General features: G+C 31.0%; 16 protein-coding genes and 1 pseudogene. 4 read left to right on the top strand and 13 right to left on the bottom strand.

Annotation, left to right across the window (positions count from 1 at the left end; translation table 11 throughout):
- Positions 1-449 precede the first annotated feature (449 nt).
- The 3 genes and pseudogenes from ACFWM3_RS24610 to ACFWM3_RS24600 form a co-directional block, all read right to left on the bottom strand.
- A complete protein-coding gene (locus ACFWM3_RS24610; RefSeq protein WP_390313337.1) occupies positions 450-833 on the bottom strand; it encodes an ArpU family phage packaging/lysis transcriptional regulator in 384 nt (127 codons plus the stop codon).
- A 27-nt stretch (positions 834-860) separates the two neighbouring features.
- Positions 861-1,025, bottom strand: coding sequence for a DUF6906 family protein (locus ACFWM3_RS24605; RefSeq protein WP_390313335.1), 165 nt, complete (start codon positions 1,023-1,025; stop codon positions 861-863).
- 566 nt (positions 1,026-1,591) lie between these two features.
- Positions 1,592-1,953 (bottom strand): annotated as a pseudogene (locus tag ACFWM3_RS24600) (RusA family crossover junction endodeoxyribonuclease).
- Positions 1,954-2,150: 197 nt separating this feature from the next.
- Between ACFWM3_RS24600 and ACFWM3_RS24595 the strand changes: the two are divergent.
- Positions 2,151-2,615 (top strand): NUDIX hydrolase, encoded by a 465-nt coding sequence (locus ACFWM3_RS24595; protein WP_056473213.1) that lies wholly within the window; start codon positions 2,151-2,153, stop codon positions 2,613-2,615.
- Positions 2,616-2,791: 176 nt separating this feature from the next.
- On the opposite strand, the gene ACFWM3_RS24590 is transcribed toward ACFWM3_RS24595, so the two are convergent.
- The 4 genes from ACFWM3_RS24590 to ACFWM3_RS24575 all read right to left on the bottom strand — a co-directional run bounded on the left by ACFWM3_RS24590 (position 2,792) and on the right by ACFWM3_RS24575 (position 6,044).
- Positions 2,792-3,310, bottom strand: a complete 519-nt coding sequence (locus tag ACFWM3_RS24590; protein ID WP_390313334.1) for a hypothetical protein — start codon at positions 3,308-3,310, stop codon at positions 2,792-2,794.
- Positions 3,311-3,557: 247 nt separating this feature from the next.
- Positions 3,558-4,613 (bottom strand): peptide ABC transporter permease, encoded by a 1,056-nt coding sequence (locus ACFWM3_RS24585; protein ID WP_390313332.1) that lies wholly within the window; start codon positions 4,611-4,613, stop codon positions 3,558-3,560.
- On the bottom strand, positions 4,610-5,488 hold the full coding sequence (locus ACFWM3_RS24580) for an ABC transporter permease subunit (protein WP_390313331.1): 879 nt from the start codon (positions 5,486-5,488) through the stop codon (positions 4,610-4,612). The genes ACFWM3_RS24585 and ACFWM3_RS24580 overlap by 4 nt, the downstream gene beginning before the upstream one ends.
- A gap of 34 nt (positions 5,489-5,522) precedes the next feature.
- The gene (locus ACFWM3_RS24575; RefSeq protein WP_390313330.1) at positions 5,523-6,044 is read right to left on the bottom strand and encodes a hypothetical protein; all 522 of its coding nucleotides are present in this window, start codon (positions 6,042-6,044) and stop codon (positions 5,523-5,525) included.
- A gap of 219 nt (positions 6,045-6,263) precedes the next feature.
- Here ACFWM3_RS24575 and pepF point away from each other — a divergent pair, with 219 nt between their 5' ends.
- On the top strand, positions 6,264-8,075 hold the full coding sequence (pepF, locus tag ACFWM3_RS24570) for an oligoendopeptidase F (protein WP_390313328.1): 1,812 nt from the start codon (positions 6,264-6,266) through the stop codon (positions 8,073-8,075).
- Positions 8,076-8,128: 53 nt separating this feature from the next.
- Here pepF and ACFWM3_RS24565 read toward each other — a convergent pair whose 3' ends face one another.
- The 5 genes from ACFWM3_RS24565 to ACFWM3_RS24545 all read right to left on the bottom strand — a co-directional run bounded on the left by ACFWM3_RS24565 (position 8,129) and on the right by ACFWM3_RS24545 (position 15,929).
- Complete coding sequence (locus tag ACFWM3_RS24565; RefSeq protein ID WP_390313326.1) at positions 8,129-9,517, bottom strand: APC family permease; 1,389 nt, start codon at positions 9,515-9,517, stop codon at positions 8,129-8,131.
- Between the two features lie 267 nt (positions 9,518-9,784).
- Positions 9,785-10,432, bottom strand: coding sequence for a nitroreductase family protein (locus ACFWM3_RS24560; protein ID WP_056473231.1), 648 nt, complete (start codon positions 10,430-10,432; stop codon positions 9,785-9,787).
- A gap of 11 nt (positions 10,433-10,443) precedes the next feature.
- The gene (locus ACFWM3_RS24555) at positions 10,444-12,279 is read right to left on the bottom strand and encodes an ABC transporter ATP-binding protein (protein ID WP_390313325.1); all 1,836 of its coding nucleotides are present in this window, start codon (positions 12,277-12,279) and stop codon (positions 10,444-10,446) included.
- Positions 12,260-13,999 (bottom strand): ABC transporter ATP-binding protein, encoded by a 1,740-nt coding sequence (locus ACFWM3_RS24550; RefSeq protein WP_390313324.1) that lies wholly within the window; start codon positions 13,997-13,999, stop codon positions 12,260-12,262. The genes ACFWM3_RS24555 and ACFWM3_RS24550 overlap by 20 nt, the downstream gene beginning before the upstream one ends.
- Before the next feature lie 148 nt (positions 14,000-14,147).
- Complete coding sequence (locus ACFWM3_RS24545; RefSeq protein WP_390313322.1) at positions 14,148-15,929, bottom strand: M3 family oligoendopeptidase; 1,782 nt, start codon at positions 15,927-15,929, stop codon at positions 14,148-14,150.
- 626 nt (positions 15,930-16,555) lie between these two features.
- Between ACFWM3_RS24545 and ACFWM3_RS24540 the strand changes: the two genes are divergently transcribed.
- On the top strand, positions 16,556-17,110 hold the full coding sequence (locus ACFWM3_RS24540; RefSeq protein ID WP_056473241.1) for a 3D domain-containing protein: 555 nt from the start codon (positions 16,556-16,558) through the stop codon (positions 17,108-17,110).
- Between the two features lie 11 nt (positions 17,111-17,121).
- Here ACFWM3_RS24540 and ACFWM3_RS24535 read toward each other — a convergent pair whose 3' ends face one another.
- Complete coding sequence (locus tag ACFWM3_RS24535; RefSeq protein ID WP_390313319.1) at positions 17,122-17,496, bottom strand: hypothetical protein; 375 nt, start codon at positions 17,494-17,496, stop codon at positions 17,122-17,124.
- Positions 17,497-17,643: 147 nt separating this feature from the next.
- On the opposite strand from ACFWM3_RS24535, the gene ACFWM3_RS24530 reads away from it, so the two are divergent.
- The gene (locus ACFWM3_RS24530; protein ID WP_335475403.1) at positions 17,644-17,778 is read left to right on the top strand and encodes a hypothetical protein; all 135 of its coding nucleotides are present in this window, start codon (positions 17,644-17,646) and stop codon (positions 17,776-17,778) included.
- The last annotated feature ends 457 nt before the right edge of the window (positions 17,779-18,235 follow it).

The raw sequence follows: 18,235 nt of genomic DNA, 5'->3' as shown, positions 1-18,235 counted from the left end.
AACTCTTTTAGTCATAGTAGATTCTCCCCGAATAATTAATAGCTTTAGTCTACTTGACCTTAAATTAATTGTCTAACTCAGTGTAGCCGATTCATGTATGTTTTATATAATTGTTTACAACTGATCCCAAAAAACACTTCAACAGAACCATATTTTCAGTTTATAAATAATTATACTACCATTCTTTTTTGCACTTTACTCTTAGTTTTAATTATCTACTTATGGAACACTAATTTTAATACTAATAAGAAAGATATTTCCATAAAGGCATATAAAGATTTTGTAAAACCCACTTATATAAAAGATATATTAAAAGAAATATTAAACATCTATTCTATTACAATGGTTATATTGTTCATATTAATTAACTTTTTCATACCAAACTAACTTTGACTATTTAATATGTTATGGATGGATTATTCGTGTTATCTCTTCTAATGAATAAGCACTCAAATAATGTTGAGTGCTTCAGCTATTGAAAAGATCGCTTGTCTTTTATATTCGTAGAATTGGTCTTTGTTCAATCCAAGCTCTGGATAGATACTAATATCTTTAATTCTATATGGTGACAGATATTTCTTTTCAATTATTTCACGTTCAATATCATCTAATGCATATTCTAAAGCTCGTTCCATTTGCTTTACTTTAAATCGCTTTTCCTTTTCTTCATCAATGATCTTAGTAAATAGATTCACTACACCTTCAGCTAATTGCTCATCTTTATTTTGTACTGCAACCCTTAATGCTTTGAAGCGCTTTAGCTGCTTAATAACTGCCTTTCTAACCTTTTTCTCATCTATTTCATCAATAAATGAAAGTTGTTCAATATTCATTTTAAACCTCCTTCAACTTAGGAGTAGTTAGGTACTTGGTAAAACCTTTTTACTACCAGTCTCCCGATGTGCAATATGCAATTCCTCTAGTAAATTTTTAACAATCAACCAATTACCATGCTTGAAACCATATGATCTTATTAAAATAGCTTGTCTCTTTGTCGGACGTTTACCTTGTTTAATATCCCTCACTCATCAAATAAAATATCCAACGATATCAAACGCTAAATAATGAACCAGATCCTAACTGCAAGTAGTTGTTTACCCTTCATATACAACTTACTTTCAAGATCCATAACTTCTTTTATCAATTCACTTTCATTTTTATTAAAACGAATCATTTGCTCTTCAATTCTCTTTTGATAGTAAAGGATTTCTAAGTTAACTCTAAGCAACTCTACTTTTTGCTCAAAGTATTCATTTCTTAATCCATTAAATTGACTGTATAATTGCTCATGCTCCTTGTTTTTACAATCAAGACGTTCTTGTAAGAAATTCAGATTTAACTTTGCGCTATCATGTCTTCGCTCATGCCATTTACCAATTGCAAAATACCTTTAGCTTTGTTTTCAAAATGCTTAACTTTGTTATTTGACTTGAATTGACTTATCATTTCTTATCCCTCCATTTGTATCTAGATTTTTTAGCACCGTTCCTTCAAGCTTCATTAAACGAGTGTAGAGGAGAAGTAATTGCTCTCTCTGGATTTCAACCTAAACTCCTTGGTTTTTAAGATTCGCCTCACTGACTCCATACTTTTACCATTTACTAACTGTCAGCTCTACTACTTGGCTATTAACTAGCCGGATAATTGATTTAAGAGCATCCTTAACCCCTACATCCGGCTTAGTTTTTGGTCTTAAAATCCCTCGCTCTGCTTCAATTGCTTTTTTCTTTGAAAAGCTTTTTAAAATGGATTTATAAACTTTAACTTCTAACTTTAATGGACCTTCTAAAAGTAGTTCTGGTCCTGATCAGCTGAAGCTAGTTTGCAGTACTATTAAAATCCTTTGAAATTTTTTGGATCGTACACTCGACCATTTCCACCAAACGTAGTAAATTTCGGTCTACCCTGTGCGAATGGTTGACCGTATATTGTGAAATTAATCTGCTTACTCATAGATTTAAGTTCCTTATAACATCTTTAAGAGCAGCCATATTTAGAATCTGATAACGTGTACCCTTAGCTCCTAAACTACGAGTCTTAAGAATTCAAACTATCTCTAATTTTCTAAGTGCAGGTACAGTTAAAAAAGAAGGAAAACTTATCACTTCTGTCGAATTTTGAAGGATTAGTACATTGAAGGAGATTTTCAAATGGATTATATTAAAAATATGAGGAAATATATTGGTAACGAAACCCTTTTCACTGTAGGTTGTGGGATCATTATTGAGGATAATGAACAAATATTATTGCAACACAGAACAGACGAAGACAATTGGTGCATTCCAGGTGGCATTATGGAAATTGGAGAAACTTTTGAAGAGGCAGCAAAAAGGGAATCCCTTGAAGAAACGGGACTTACTGTAACGAGCTTAGAGTTGTTTGGTATTTACTCAGGTGAAAAATGTTTTGTTCAGTACCCTAATGGAGATAAAGCATTCAGTGTTCAAATAATTTTTAGATCTAAACAATATACAGGAGAATTAAAACAAAAGGATATTGAAAGCAGAGAACATCGTTTTTTTAGTAAGACAGACCTTCCTGCTAACTTAAATCCACGCCAAAAACCATTTATAAATGATTGGGCAGAAGATAAAAGACATCCAATCATTAAATAATTAACTTAACAGCGGATTTTATGGAATAAGAAATTCAAAAAGAGTGAAAGAACCAGAACAATTAGGATTTGGTTTTTTCACTCTTTTCATATACTGCTAAATGCATATTTCACTTAACATGATCTTTCACTGCAGCTATTTCAGTAAAACTCCTACAAACTCAAAAATTATATTTATTAATCGTTGAAGCATTTGCCAGACTCAATTGTCTTAAAAATTTGTGTGTATACATCCTTAATGTTACCATCGTTTACTTTGTCATTGTATAGTCCATATCCACAGAAATGATTTTCATCTAAAATACCCTCAGCATAGGATTGTTCAACCATATCAGGTGCATCTTTGTAGGATATTTGACCATTAATAATTAATACAAATGATTTTTTTGAATCTATAAAGAAAAATGGAAGACCAGAATGTTGATATATAGCCAGATATTTATGATTGGCAGCTTCAGAAAGATGCTCCTTCTTTATCAATACGGCATCAAATCCCGACGAAAGATTTTTACTTTCTTCAATTTTATCCAAATTAATATGTTTGAATTTCACATTCTCTTCTCTTACTTTCGGAAAATTACCGATCACACCAACAATTAATTTTTTCCCATTATAAAGAGGTGTATAAATCGTATCAGAATTACAACCAGTAAATATGACTAATATTAGTAGTAAAACTGGAATTATTTTTTTCATAAAATTAGACTCCTGTTATGTAAATAATTGATTTGTTAGTAACTCCACAAAAGTAATTATACATTCAAGATCCCTCCTGTAATTTGGGGGAATTTCGTCTTTTTCCACTAAATTAATGTTCAATGTCTCTGCTCCCTCTTTTTTGTATAAGTTTTATTATACTTCAATGCAAAATTTGAGTTTTCCTCTATATACAAAAATAAAAACCTTTATTCACTATTTAGAACAAAGGTATTCTATTACTTTATTATCTAGTTACAAGCTGTCCACTCGTTTTAGGTTCGTCCTCTACGATCCTGCTAACTTCATTTAACTTTTCCTTATTCACCAAATCAAAATCATTTAATCCATGGTATAAACCTTCATTTTTCATAGGTTGTTTCTTTTGAAGACCAGTTTGGTTTTCCATTAAACGCTCAATGCCCAATTTAATTAGATTAAAAGCAAATATCGAAACAATAAAAGCTATACTTGGTCCAATGATTACCCATGAATCAATAGATAACTCGATATAATTTGCACCAATCATTGCAGACCATTCATTAGCTTGTGACATCGGTCGATCGACACCAAGATCTAAATAAAGAACTTTAACACCACCAATAAATAATTTAAAAACGCCTAATTGGGTTAATAAAAATAAAGTTTGAATGGTTTGTTGTACAAATAATAAAAGAATACGACTTCGTAAATATGGTATTACATGTTTTCGACGGATCCAGCCATTTCGTGCACCTATGACTTTAGAGCTAGTAATGAAATCATTTTTCAAAAAATCTCTAACCTCTTCACCGATTGAATTCATCAATACAGGTATTGAAATAATGATTAGTAATGATATTTGAATTGCAATCGTTTTTTCTTTAGCTGCTTCTGGAACGTCATTTAATCTCTCAAAAAATGGAAATATAATGATAACAGCTGGCACAAATCGAAATGCATTCAAAATTGGTTCAATCATTTTTAATAATTTTTGATTCATGAATCCAAAAAATGTGCCTAATAAACCGCCAAATATGACTCTCATTAGTCCTACAACGATAGCAATGGATAAAGTGTATTTAGCACCATCAATTACCATCCAAAATACATCTCTTCCAAATCGGTCGACACCAAAAAGATATTTCCAACTTGGAGGATAACCATATGTATCTACTAATTTACCTTCTGCATTGTATAACAAAGCAGGGGCTGGTTTTATCGAATCCTTTATAAAGTAAGTATAAATAAAACTAAAGGTGATTAAGCCAAGTATGATAAAGCTGCCTATTATGATTGGTGAATACTTTTTAGCTTTTATCATACAGCTTGTCCCCCTTTCATTCTAATAACAATTTGTTTAAATATAATTTCTAGCAAAAAGAATGGGATAAATAGTAAAACTAGCGCCATAAAAAAGATTTCAGGTGATCTGCTGTTATTAAATAGAAATGAAAAATAGCCCTTCATATTAAAGAATTTTTCTACTATTAAAAGATTTGAAATCATCATCCAAAATATTAGCTTACTATTACTTAATAAAGTAATCGTTACATTACGAAATATATGACGGATAATAATCCAAGAATTAGAAAGTCCCTTTGCTTTTGCGTATTCTACATAGTCTCTAATTTTTTCTTCCTGTATTGCTAGAAATAACATCTGGAAAAGCTGAATCGTAGGAATAATCGAAACAAGGATAATCGGTAATGCGTAAGCTTTCGATTCAAAGCCACTTATTGGATCCACAATTTTAACGCCTGTTTTATTAAAAATCCAAAAAAAGAAAATTTGAAATGCGCAAATCATTACGACGTCTGGTATAGATTGTAGGAAAAATAGGATGCTATTCATTATTTTTCTAAATGATTTTGGACCTAAATTTACTATATAAGCAATAAATAATGCGACGAAAATTGAAAGCAAAAACGCTGAAAAAAGGATCGTAAAAGAATAAACATATGGCTCTAAAAATACAGAAGAAAAAGGAACATATTGATATTCTTTTAAGTAAACTTCTAAATTATCGAAGTAAAAAAAACTCCAAAAAAAGATTTGTATCTGATTCCAAAACTCTGCTAGTCGCTCTCCTTTTGGTAAAAATAGCGTAAAAGAAGTAGCCGTAATTAAACCAATTCCAAATATAGTTAAACAAAACTGAAGAAGATATTTTGATATAGTTCTACTTGTTTGTATCATGTTTTATACACAATCTTGTTCATCTAATTGTGTATTATTCCCCCTCCTTTTCTTGCTTTATCTTATCTTTACCAAATACTAGAAAACCGCCATCACTTAATTTACCGATTTTCCAAAATGTCCCATACTGTTTAATATACATATATTTTTGGTTATTCTTTTTCCCAACTCTATAACCTTCTGTAGTGGAGCGAATGTTTTCACCATATTTGCCAAATTTGTCTTGAATGTTTTTTGGTTGCTCTTCAGGCCTAAAAAATAATAAACCGGTTAAGTTTTTATTTTTTGTATCTAATAAAATTTTCTTATTTGCAGTACCATTTTCATCTGTTTTAATAGTAGTTTCGTAGATTACTTTTTTTGTATCATCATCTTTAAACAGAAGATTAAATTTAGCATTTTTAGGAAGTGATGATTCCACTTTAATCCCAACATTTTTTAAATCATAAGTACCTTGTGGTTTAATAGCTAAATTTTGTGGAGGTTTTTTAATTGTACATGCTGATAGTGCAACAGTTGCCAAAGTTAGTAAACAGATCATTTTAAGTTTTTTCATTCGTTCTTAAAAAACTCCTTTCTAGGTAATAAAATTTATTTCCAAAACTATTTCTAAAAGTTAAAATTTTTAACCAAATTCAATTAATTTTATCAAAATAATGACGGCTTGTGCAGTAAAATTGTTATAATTTTCAATTTTATCGAATAATTCCACCATTAAAATGTTTTTATACAGTATAATAGACTCGTACCAACTACTACTAAAGGAGGCAAATTGATGGAAAAAATGTTAGTAAAACGTTTAACTCGTGCTGAGGTTCCAACAGAAATGACATGGAAATTAGAGGACTTATATCCAACTCGTGCAGAGTGGCTAGTTGCTTTAGAACTAATTGAAAATGATTTAATAGAGGCAAAATCGTTGAAAGGTTCTGTCCTAAAATCTGCTGAATCTTTAAAAAAGGCATTATTAACTTATGAATCTATTATGCTTCAATTAATTCGTTGTGGTACATATGTAAGCTTACTTCAGTCTGGAGATGGTTCAGATTCTCAAAATCAATCTGATAGTTTACAATTTTCAAGCTTAAGTACAAAAGCAAATACTACTTTAACGTTTATTCAGTCAGAGCTTTTACATTTAAATAATGAAATGTTAGAGGCCTTTATTAAGGAAGAAAATGAAATTGAGGTTTTTAAATTATTATTAGAAGAAATTATTGCATCTAAAAAACATAGATTACTCCCTGAAACTGAAGAGGCTTTAGCTGCACTTGGTGAAGTTACCTCTGCCCCATATCGAATTTACCAAACTAGTAAAGCCGCTGATCTAGAATTCGATTCCTTTGAAGATGAAAATGGAAAAGAATTAGAAAACTCGTTTGCCATGTTTGAAAACTTATATGAATTCTCTCCGAATCATACAGTTCGTAAACAAGCATATGAATCTTTTACTAAAACTCTTACCCAATACAAAAATACATATGCTTCAATCTATGCTACTCAAGTAAAAAAGGAAGTCGCTTTAAGTAAATTACGAAATTATGATTCAGTTACGCAAATGTTACTTGAAGACCACAAAGTATCTTTAGAAATGTATCATAATCAATTAAATATCATCTTTAAGGAACTAGCTCCACATATGCGTAGACTAGCTAACTTAAAGAAAAAACAACTTGGACTTGAAACGATTCATTTCTATGATTTAAAAGCACCACTAGATCCTGATTTCAACCCAATTACTACTTATGAAGAAGCAAAAGAAACAATCTTAAAATCACTTGAGATTATGGGACCTGACTATATTTCGATTATGGAAAAAGCGTTTGATGAGCGCTGGATTGATTATTCCGATAATGTTGGAAAATCAACAGGTGCATTTTGTTCTAGTCCATATGGAGTGCATCCATACATTTTAATTAGCTGGCAGGATACGATGAGAAATGCATTTGTACTTACTCATGAGCTTGGACATGCTGGTCATTTTTATTATGCAAACAAATATCAACGTGTTGTAAATACTCGTCCTTCTATGTATTTCGTTGAAGCACCTTCGACATTTAACGAGATGTTATTAGGCCAATATTTATTAAAACAAACGAATGATCCTCAGATGAAGCGTTGGGTCATCCTTCAATTACTAGGTACTTATTATCATAACTTTGTAACTCATTTACTTGAAGGTGAGTTCCAAAGAAGAGTTTATGAACTAGCTGAAAAAGGTACACCACTTACTGCGTCAACATTCTGTGAAGTTAAAGGTAATGTTCTGAAAGAATTTTGGGGCGATTCTGTTGAAATCGATGAAGGTGCAAGTTTAACATGGATGCGCCAGCCTCATTATTATATGGGTCTTTATCCATATACTTATTCTGCTGGATTGACTGCATCAACTGCTATTTCAAGAAGAATTGAATCAGAAGGCAAACCTGTTATTGATGCTTGGATTGAAGTATTAAAAACAGGTGGATCGAAAAAACCTGTTGAACTTTTAAAAATGGCTGGTGTTGATCTAACAACAAGTGCACCGATTAAAGAAGCTGTTGAGTATGTTGGTTCATTAGTGACGGAATTAGAGTCACTTTTCTAAAAAAATCAAAAAACACCTAAATTATTTTAATATAAATAATTTAGGTGTTTTTATTAGTCTTTCATTTGTTTCTTCTTCCCTTTTGTTCCATTACTATAAAGAATAAAACCAATACATCCGAATAAAATCGGTCCAAGTACGATTGGTAAATATTCTAATAATGTAGTATCTGGAGCTGGAATAAGCGTTAATCCGATTGTTCCAACTACTGAAACCATTCCAATTAGTGCAACGAATATAGCTAGTGAATTGTTTTTAATTTTAAACGGTCTGTTTATCTTTTTATCAGTCATACGAAGTTTAATATAAGCACTAATTAAAAATACATAAGGGATAAAAAATGCCAATGTTGACATTAAAATTAACATATTTAATGCCTTTGAAACACTTGGTACAAAAGCAGAAAGAATTAAAATGAAAGTAACTGCAACTGCTTGACCTAATACTAAAATCGATGGCATACCATCTTTATTTTCTTTTAATAAATTTTTAGGAAGAACCTCTTTTGCACTTTCAGCAATCATCACACTAGGATTCAAAATTAAAAATGAAAGAGATCCTACAAATGCTAATACAAAGCAGATACCTAAAATTTGAGAGAGTGAAACATTCAGTCCAAATTGAGTAGTTATTTTATCTGCAAATAAGTATAGTGCTGTCGCAGTTTGGTCAGATGAAATTGTTATCACAAACTGAAATGCGACTGTTGCAAGTATATAGACTAATGCAATAATGATTGATGTGATAAAAATTGCCCTCGGAAATGTTTTTTGCGGGTTTCTAACATTCCCCGCAATCGTTCCTAACATTTCTGCACCTGAAAAACCAAACATTAATGTTGATAAAAACATAATCGTGCCAAAGGATAAATTATTTGGCATGATTGTACTTTGGGTAAAATGAGTAGCGCTTGGTTGACCGCTAAACATACTATAAAATCCGAAACCAAAAATTAAAATTGCAGGAACTAACACCCCAAGTGGCGCCCCAATCGACGCAAGCCTTCCGCTCATTTTAGTACCTTTTAATGTAAGTAATGTAACGACCCAAAAGATAATACTGGATATAATAGCTGTTTTCATAGGATGACTTGCCATTTGTGGCTGGTTAATTCCATATGCGATCGCAATTGTAGTTGTTAATAATAGCGACGGATAATATGTAAAATTAGCAATCCAAAAAAACCACGAACATAAAAATGAAGCTTTTTCTCCAAAAGCCTTTCGAACCCAAACACCCATACCGCCTTGATTTGGATAGGTTGTAGATAACTCAGCTACAATTAATCCAATTGGAATAAAATAGATTAATGCTGCAATAATCCAATAAAATAAAGCTGAAGGACCAATTGTTGAAGCAAAAGCAATATTACGTAATCCTAATATTGCATTTATACTTAAAAATGATAAACCCATTACACCTAATTTTTTAGTCGAATCCATGATGATACTACACCTTTCAATATAAAAAAATCTTCTACTTATTAATCACTTGAGTAATTATACAGATATATTAATATAAATTCAAACGTTATTTTATACTAGAATAATATTTTGAATTGATGTAAAATTTCATCTTTAAATCATGAGTTATTGATAAAGTTTTGAACTCCGTTAATCGAATAGAACTTCTTGTCAAAATCTTAGTTGAATCTTTTGTAAAAACATAAAAAAACCCACGAGTGATTTCCTCGCGGGCTACTTAATTGATTAATCAACGTAACGAATAATCTCTGCAACTTCTTTACGTGCAAGTTTTTTCGCAGGTTCAGATGGATATCCAAGTGAAATAACCATGTTAATTTCACGGTTATCCTCGATCTCTAAATACGTTCTAAGTTTATCTTGAGCTAATAGGACCGGACCTGTCATTGGACATGTTCCTAAGCCTAATGCATGTGCAGCTAACATTAAGTTTTGAGATGCTAAGCAGCTACTTTTAATTCCTTCTTCTTTCCAAACTTCATTTTCAACAAAGCCAATTGGATCAAATATTTTTGTTCTGAATTTTGATTCATAAGGTGTTGCTAAACAAATTATTAAAACCGGAGCTTCTCTAAATGCTGTTGCATAAGGACCAAAAGATCGAACTAAAAGTTTACCTTCTTTTTCTAATCCTTTTTCTTTTGCTTTTTCAGCAACTTCATGTAGAGAATCCCATGTCATCTCTTCAATTTTTTTAATTTTGTCAGTGTTTTTAATAATGATAAACTCCCAAGTTTGTGAGTTTGTATCACTTGGAGCATAACGTGCGCAGTCAATAATTTCTTCAATTATTTCATTTGAAACAGCTTGATCAGTAAATTTTCGAATACTTCTTCTTCCGTGAATAATTTCTTTAAACGAATTGTAATCCATGCTTCCACCCTTTATTGTATATGCTGATCTTCATTCATCCCTTGATGTTTTACTAATTCATAGTAAAAGCCTTGTTTATCAATTAATTCTTCATGTGAACCTCTCTCTATACACATTCCATTTTTCAAAACAAGTATTTGATTAGCATTTTTAATTGTATTTAGTCGATGAGCAATGACAAAGCTTGTTCGGCCTTGCATTAGTCTTTGTAAAGCTTCTTGAATTTTAATTTCAGTAATTGTATCAATACTACTTGTTGCTTCATCTAAAATTAAAATTGCAGGATTTGCTAGAATAGCTCGAGCAATTGAGAGAAGTTGCTTTTGACCTTGACTAATTTGCTGATCATCTTGTTGTAAAATTGTATCATATCCTTTTGAAGATTTCATAATAAAACTATGTGCATTCGCAAGCTTTGCTGCCTCTTCTACTTCTTCATCCGTTGCATCTAAACGACCATATCGAATATTTTCTCGAATTGTACCTTTAAATAAAAATGAATCTTGTAAAACAAATGCCATTTGTTGTCTCAAGTTTTTCCTAGAATATTGACCAATACTTACACCATCTATGAGTATATCACCACTATTGATTTGATAAAAGCGTGAAAGTAAATTTACTACAGTCGTTTTACCTGCACCAGTTGGTCCTATTAATGCGATCGTCTCACCTTTTGATACTTTGAATGAAACATTTGTTAATGTATTTGAATCTTTCCCATAAGAAAAATTAACATTTTTATATTCAACTTCACCTTGAATAACTTTTTGGTCATTAATAATGTGTGATTCATCAATCGCTTCAATATCTTCATCAATGATTGAGAATACCCTCTCAGCTCCAGCAATCGCAGAAAGTAATGTATTAAACTGATTTGATAAATCGTTAAGAGGACGAGTAAATTGCCTTGAATACTCAGTAAATACAACAATTGTCCCAATTGAGATATGTCCTTTATAGGCAAAGTAACCACCAATACCTGCAATGATCGCAAAGCTTACATTGTTTAATACATTCATGAATTTAGGAATAAATCCGGCAAAGATAAATGCCCAAAATCCCGAGTTTTTCAATTTTTCATTTTTATTTAAAAAGTCTCGAATCATTTTATCTTCTTGAGAAAAAGTCTTGATGATTCTTTGTCCGGACACTGTTTCTTCTATAAATCCATTTAACTCACCTAAGTTACGTTGCTGGATTTTATAAAGTTGGCCAGTACGATGCGTAATCCATTTTATACCAATTATTAACACAGGAACAATTGATAAAGTCAATAAAGTTAAGATTGGACTATACCAAAGCATAACTGAAACAGTACCAACTAAAGTTATAACACTTGAAAATACTTGGATTACTGAAGTATTTAAAGTCGAACTTACATTTTCCAAGTCATTTGTTACACGACTCATTAACTCACCGTGTTGTCTTTTTTCAAAAAATGACATTGGCAATTTATGAAACATATTAAATAATTCTGTTCTCATTTTTGTTACAGTGTTTTGAGCAATATCGATCATCCAAAAATTTTGCAAAAACAAGGATGCTGAATAACCTAAGTAAATAAACACTAAAGCAAGGATTAACCAACTTAAACCACTTAAATTATATTTTAGAATATAATGGTCGATTGAATATCCAACTAATACAGGCCCAAGTAAACCAAGTACCGAACTTGCTAAAACCATGATCAGTACGACAGCTAGTTTACCTTTCATTAGTGCTAGGTAAGACCATATCCTTTTCAATGTTGTGGAAACGTTATCTGCTCGAGAAGCTTCCTTTTTCTTCTTATCCTTCGATAATTGTAATTGTTTATATTGGAAAGGTTTAGTTAGCTCCTTTAACATTATGAATTTCCTCCTTTCCATATTGTGAATAATAGATTGCTTTATATAGTTTTGAACTCTTTAATAAAGATTCGTGTGTACCCTCTTCTACAAGTTCACCTTCTTCAATAATTAATATTTTATCTGCATTTTTAGCAGTGCTGATTTTTTGAGTGATGATTAATGTAGTACATTCGTAATTTTTTAAAGCTTCTATTAAACTAGCTTCGGTTTTTAAATCTAATGCACTTGTACTATCATCAAGTAATAAGATACTAGGTTTTCTAAGGATTGCTCTTGCAATAGAAAGTCTTTGTTTTTGCCCACCTGAAAGGTTAACACCTTTTTGACCAATTAAACTTTCATATCCATTTGGGAAAGTTAAAATTGAATCGTGAATTTGCGCATGTTTAGCAGCTAAATAAACTTCTTCATCTGATGCACTTTCTCTACCCATTAGTAAATTTTCTTTTATTGTTCCGGTAAATAGTAGAGCTTCTTGTGGTACATATCCAATTTGTCCTCTTAGTTGTTTACTGTTTATTTTACGTATATCTTGATCATCAATTAAAATTGTTCCAGAATTAACATCGTATAAGCGAGGGATTAATTGGAATAAAGAAGTTTTTCCTGAACCTGTTGAACCCAATATTGCAATAGTTTGTTCTGGGTATGCAACAAATGAAATATTTTTTAGCACTTCTTTTTCAGAATTAGGATAACTGAAAGAAACTCGATGGAATTGAATTTTTCCTTCCAATCGATTGGCTAGTTGGTTTCCTTCATTCTTTTCTACAAAGTCTTCTTCAATCGTTAATATTTCATCGATTCGTTCAGCAGAAGCTCTCATTCTTGAAAACGCACTAATGATAAATGAAAAAACAGTAAATGATGAAGTAATACGAGAAATATAATTTACGATTGCAACAATATCTCCAATATTTGTTTCGTGTGAATGAACTTTACTATTTCCAAACCACAATACAATCAAAATAGAAGCATTCATAAATAGAAGCATAACTGGCATCGTAATTTCCATTGTTCGTAATGCAACAGAAGTTTTTTGTTTTAAATTTTGATTTATATGTTGAAATCGATTATTTTCATGGTCATTACGTACAAAGGCTTTAATTAATTTCATTCCAACTAAATTTTCCCTAAGAACACTATTTACAATATCCACATTATCTTGAACATTCTTAAATAGTCTTCTACCTTTTTTAACCATCCAATTTAGGAACATAAATAAGAAAGGCAAAATTAAAAATAAAATAAATGAAAGCTTCCAATTCAAAATTAATGCCATTACGACACTACCAGTTACAATCAATGGCGCTCTCAAAATAATTCTTAAACTCATAAATACTGCACTTTGTAATTGTGAAACGTCATTTGTCAATCTTGTAATGATTGATGAAGTTGGTAAATAACTAAACGTCGTAAATGAAAAAGTTTGTACTTTCTCAAATAGTGTTTTCCTTAAGGTAAATGAATAGCTTTGAGCAATATGAGTAGCATAAAAAGTATTTAATACTCCTCCAATAAATGCAACGATCGATAACACGATCATGACGATTCCCCATTTTGTAACATAAGCCATGTCCTTGTGAACTATTCCATTGTTAATGATATTAGATAAAATATATGGTTGAAATAATTCAACGACTAATTCCAAAAGTAAAAAGACGATTGCTGCGACAATTGTTATTTTATATGGTTTTAGAAATTTAAAACTATTCACTCTAGTCACTCCCCTACTAAAGAGGTAATGATTAAAAACCCCTCCGTATTTTCTTATCTTTTTTTAATAAAACTACAAAAAACTTAATAAAAGTATTTAAAACAGGAAAAGAACTCGTAATTAAACGAGTCCTCCTCATAAAAAGTTATCATTCAGTGATTGATAAAAATTCTTCAACGTCTTTAAGAGATAGTTTTACTGCCTTCTCCCAAAAATCACGTTTTGTTAAATCTACACCTAAATGTTTTTGAGCTAATTCTTCAACTGTCATAGAAGCTGTATCTTTTAGAAGGGCAATATATTTCTGTTCATAGCTCTTGCCTTCTTCCAATGCTTTTGCATAGATTCCTAATGAGAATAAGTATCCAAAAGTGTAAGGGAAGTTGTAGAACGGCACATCTGTAATATAAAAGTGTAGTTTTGATGCCCAGAAATGTGGATGATACTCTTCTAAAGCCCCACAATACGCTTCTTTTTGAGCTTCTTCCATCAGTTCATTTATTTTATGTTTACTTACAACACCATTTTTACGCTCTTCGTAAAAACGCGTTTCAAACAAGAAGCGAGCATGAATATTCATATAAAATGCAACACTTCGTTGGATTTTATCTTCTAATAGAGCTAAACGTTCTTGATCTGAACTTGCATTTTTAACAGCTGCATCAGCTACGATCATTTCTGCAAATGTAGAAGCTGTTTCAGCAACGTTCATTGCATAATATTTATTAAGCGTATGAACGTCTTTCATCGCAAATGAATGGAAAGCATGACCTAATTCATGTGCTAATGTTGAAACATTTGAAGGTGTTCCTGAAAATGTCATAAAAATACGAGATTGACTGCTCTCAGGGAATCCTGTACAGAAACCTCCTGGACGTTTACCTGCGCGATCTTCTGCTTCAATCCAAGAGTCTTCGAACGCCATCTTTGTAAAACTAGTTAATTCATCACCAAATTTACCAAATTGATCTAATATAAATTCTGCACCTTCAGAATATGAAACGGTAGAATCAATATCAGCAACAGGCGCATCTAAATCATACCAACTTAATTTCTCAACGCCTAGTAATTTAGCTTTTCTTTCTAAATATTCAACAAATGGAGCTTTATTGTCGATTATCGCGCCCCACATTGAATCAAGTGTTTCTTTACTCATACGATTGATCGATAATGGTTCTTTTAATACATTATTCCATCCACGTTGTCCATATACACTTAAACGGAAACCTGCAAGATGGTTTAATATTTTAGCGAAGTAATCTGACTCATCACTCCATGTTTCTTCCCATTTTTCGAAAATCTCTTTACGAACATCGCGTTCCTTAGAAGAAAATAGATTTGATGCTTGACCAACAGATAAAAGTTTATCATCATGTTCGATCTGCATTTTTCCAACAACAGTGTCGTACATTTGGCCCCAACCATGATATCCGTCAACTGAAAGGGCAGTAATTAATGCCTCTTGTTCAACTGATAATAATTCACTAGCATGTTGACGACGCTCATTTAATGCGAAAGAAATTTCCTTAAACTCATCAGTTTCTAAAATATTTTTCCAAACAGAATCTTCAATTTTTGTTAATTGACTATGGAATTTTGTTAAACAAGTAGAGAATGTTGCATAAAGCTGTGTTAATGTTCCTTCTAATAAATTAGCTTTTTGATCTGCCATATTTTGAGCTTGTAAACAGCCAACAAATCCACCAGCTTGCGATAATTTCTTTCCTATTACTTCAATATTACCTATGATATCAGCTAATTCCTCGACCTCATCACTACTCTTAGGAGCAGAAAACAAAGAAACCTGTCTCTCTATTCCTTCTACTAAATTAGTAATTTCTTTTATGTATGTTGCAAATGCAGGAGATTCACTGCCTCCTTTAAAGAAAACATCTAAATCCCATGTAAGTGAATATGTATTGGTTGACATACGACCCCACCTTTTGGTTTTATAAGTACATTTGTTATTATACATTATTCAAAATATTTAGTCTAATCATACTACTTTTTACAAATTTTAAATCCTACACAAGCTTGTTGAATTTTGGTTTACTCATACATTTTGTCTATTTATGAAAATATGAAATGTTAAAATGTTTCCATTTGAAGGTAGTTTTTAGTAAATTTTAGTAGGTTTTGTACTTAAATTCAGGATTTGTAACACATTAAATTATACGCAAATGTTACAAAACCTCTCGATTTGTTACATAGTTTTTAATTCTAAATTAATAAAACCGATCTTATTTGTGATAAATAAGTTTATTTTTCTAGTCAATTTCATACCTTTTTGAAGAGTTTTTACTGTTTAACCTTCTCCCTATTACCATTTAATTTCGGCTCAAAAGTCCTTTAAAATCAAGCATCTAAGCTCAAAAATTAGCGATAAACAATCTTAAATTGGAATTGTGTCGAAATAAGCTGTAACTATTATGCAGAATTTATAGAATATTATAAAAAAAGGTAATATATTTGTAATATAAAATAAAACTACTGAAATCTTACTGTCACATTTCCATGGTAAAGTATTATACATAGAAGACGACAGGAGCGGGAAATATGAAAAAATTGATGACATGTTTTGTTACTACTGTTTTTCTAACAATGGGATTTACGACAAATACATACGCAGCAACTTACAAAGTTAAATCTGGTGATACTTTATCTGCTATCGCTAAAAAACAAAAGGTAACAGTTTCTCAGATTAAATCTTGGAACCATTTAAAATCAGACCTTATTAAAGTAAATCAAGTATTGCAAATTAAACCTGCAACTAAGAAAACAACGACTAAAAAAACAACAGCTAAAGCTGCTACACCTTATAAAGTAATTAAAATGAAAGCTACAGCTTACACTGGTAGCTGTAAAGGATGCAGTGGTAAAACTGCTACTGGAATAGATTTAAAAAAGAATCCAAAAGCAAAAGTTATTTCTGTGGATCCAAAAGTAATTCCACTAGGTTCTAAAGTATATGTCGAAGGTTATGGCTATGCAATTGCTGGTGATACTGGCGGTTCACTAAAAGGAAATAAAATTGATGTATTTATCCCAAGTCAGAAAAATGCCCAAAAATGGGGAGTTAAAACAGTTACAGTAAAAGTTTATAAAAAATAAAAAACGAGCCGTTAATTCGGGCTCGTTTTTCTATTTCTAATTCCAATTGGATTTAAGTCAAATAATCGCCGATCTAATTCAGATAAGAATTCATTTCTCTTTTCCTCATTCGATAAAATTTCATTCATTTTTGCTTTTAATATTAACTTTTGAATACTTTTTCTTTGTGATATTTCAAATAAATAAGTTTCGTATGGCTTAAACCACTCTTCTTTTTTCAATAAAGTAATTCTCTTTTGAACTATTCGATCATCTTTCTCATAAACCGAATAGCCAAAAAATTTTCGGGGTAAATAATCAAAGAAAAATTGAACGATTATTTCGATAACAAACCAAGATATAATACGAAAAATAAAACCTAATATCCCAAAAACAATCTCATGCATGGTTTTATCTCCCATTCTTTTTTTATTATTTTAACATATCCTATCAATTAATTTAATTACTTCTTTATATTTAATCGTTTGTTGGATATTTTCCATTTAACTAATAAATAATAAAATTATATAATTTTGTTTTGGAGATGAAGTCTAATGGAAGATAAACGCTTTACGATAACTGGAACCAACATTAACGAAGTGAAAAGAAAAAATGCAAATTCTGGTTTAACTTATAATCAAGTTAAACAATTACTTGCGGAAAAATATATGAAAGAACGTGAAAAATAAAGAATTAGTGATCCCTTATACTAATTTATTTTTATTTCTCGTGATTTTCACTTTATTTATACACTATTCATGCTCTTATTTGCTGTTTTAGTGATTTTATTTGCAGATTCGTCTTTTTTAATTGCAGTTTCATAATTTTTATTTGCACTTTCACAGATTTTAATTGCAGTTCCACCTTTTTATTTGAACTTTCACAGATTTCAATTGCAGTTCCATCTTTTTATTTGCAGTTTCACAATTTTTAATTGCACCTCAAATAGATCTCAAAAAGAAACCACCCAACTATCCATAGTGTAGTGACCCCATAAAGTTAGACTGGTTACTTCAATTAGGCAGCCTGTTGGGCATGAACTCGGTATTTTACTCATGCCTTAATTCATAGACAACTTTTACTTTGTCTTGTTTCGTGATTTTTCCTTGTTTTGAACTAAGGCATTCAACTTTTTTAGATATGCAT

The sequence above is a fragment of the Gottfriedia sp. NPDC058432 genome, from assembly GCF_042721555.1.
Taxonomy (GTDB): Bacteria; Bacillota; Bacilli; order Bacillales; family Bacillaceae_G; genus Gottfriedia.
The sequence above is the reverse complement of the archived record's forward strand: the minus strand, read 5'-3'. Positions and strand labels throughout refer to the sequence as shown.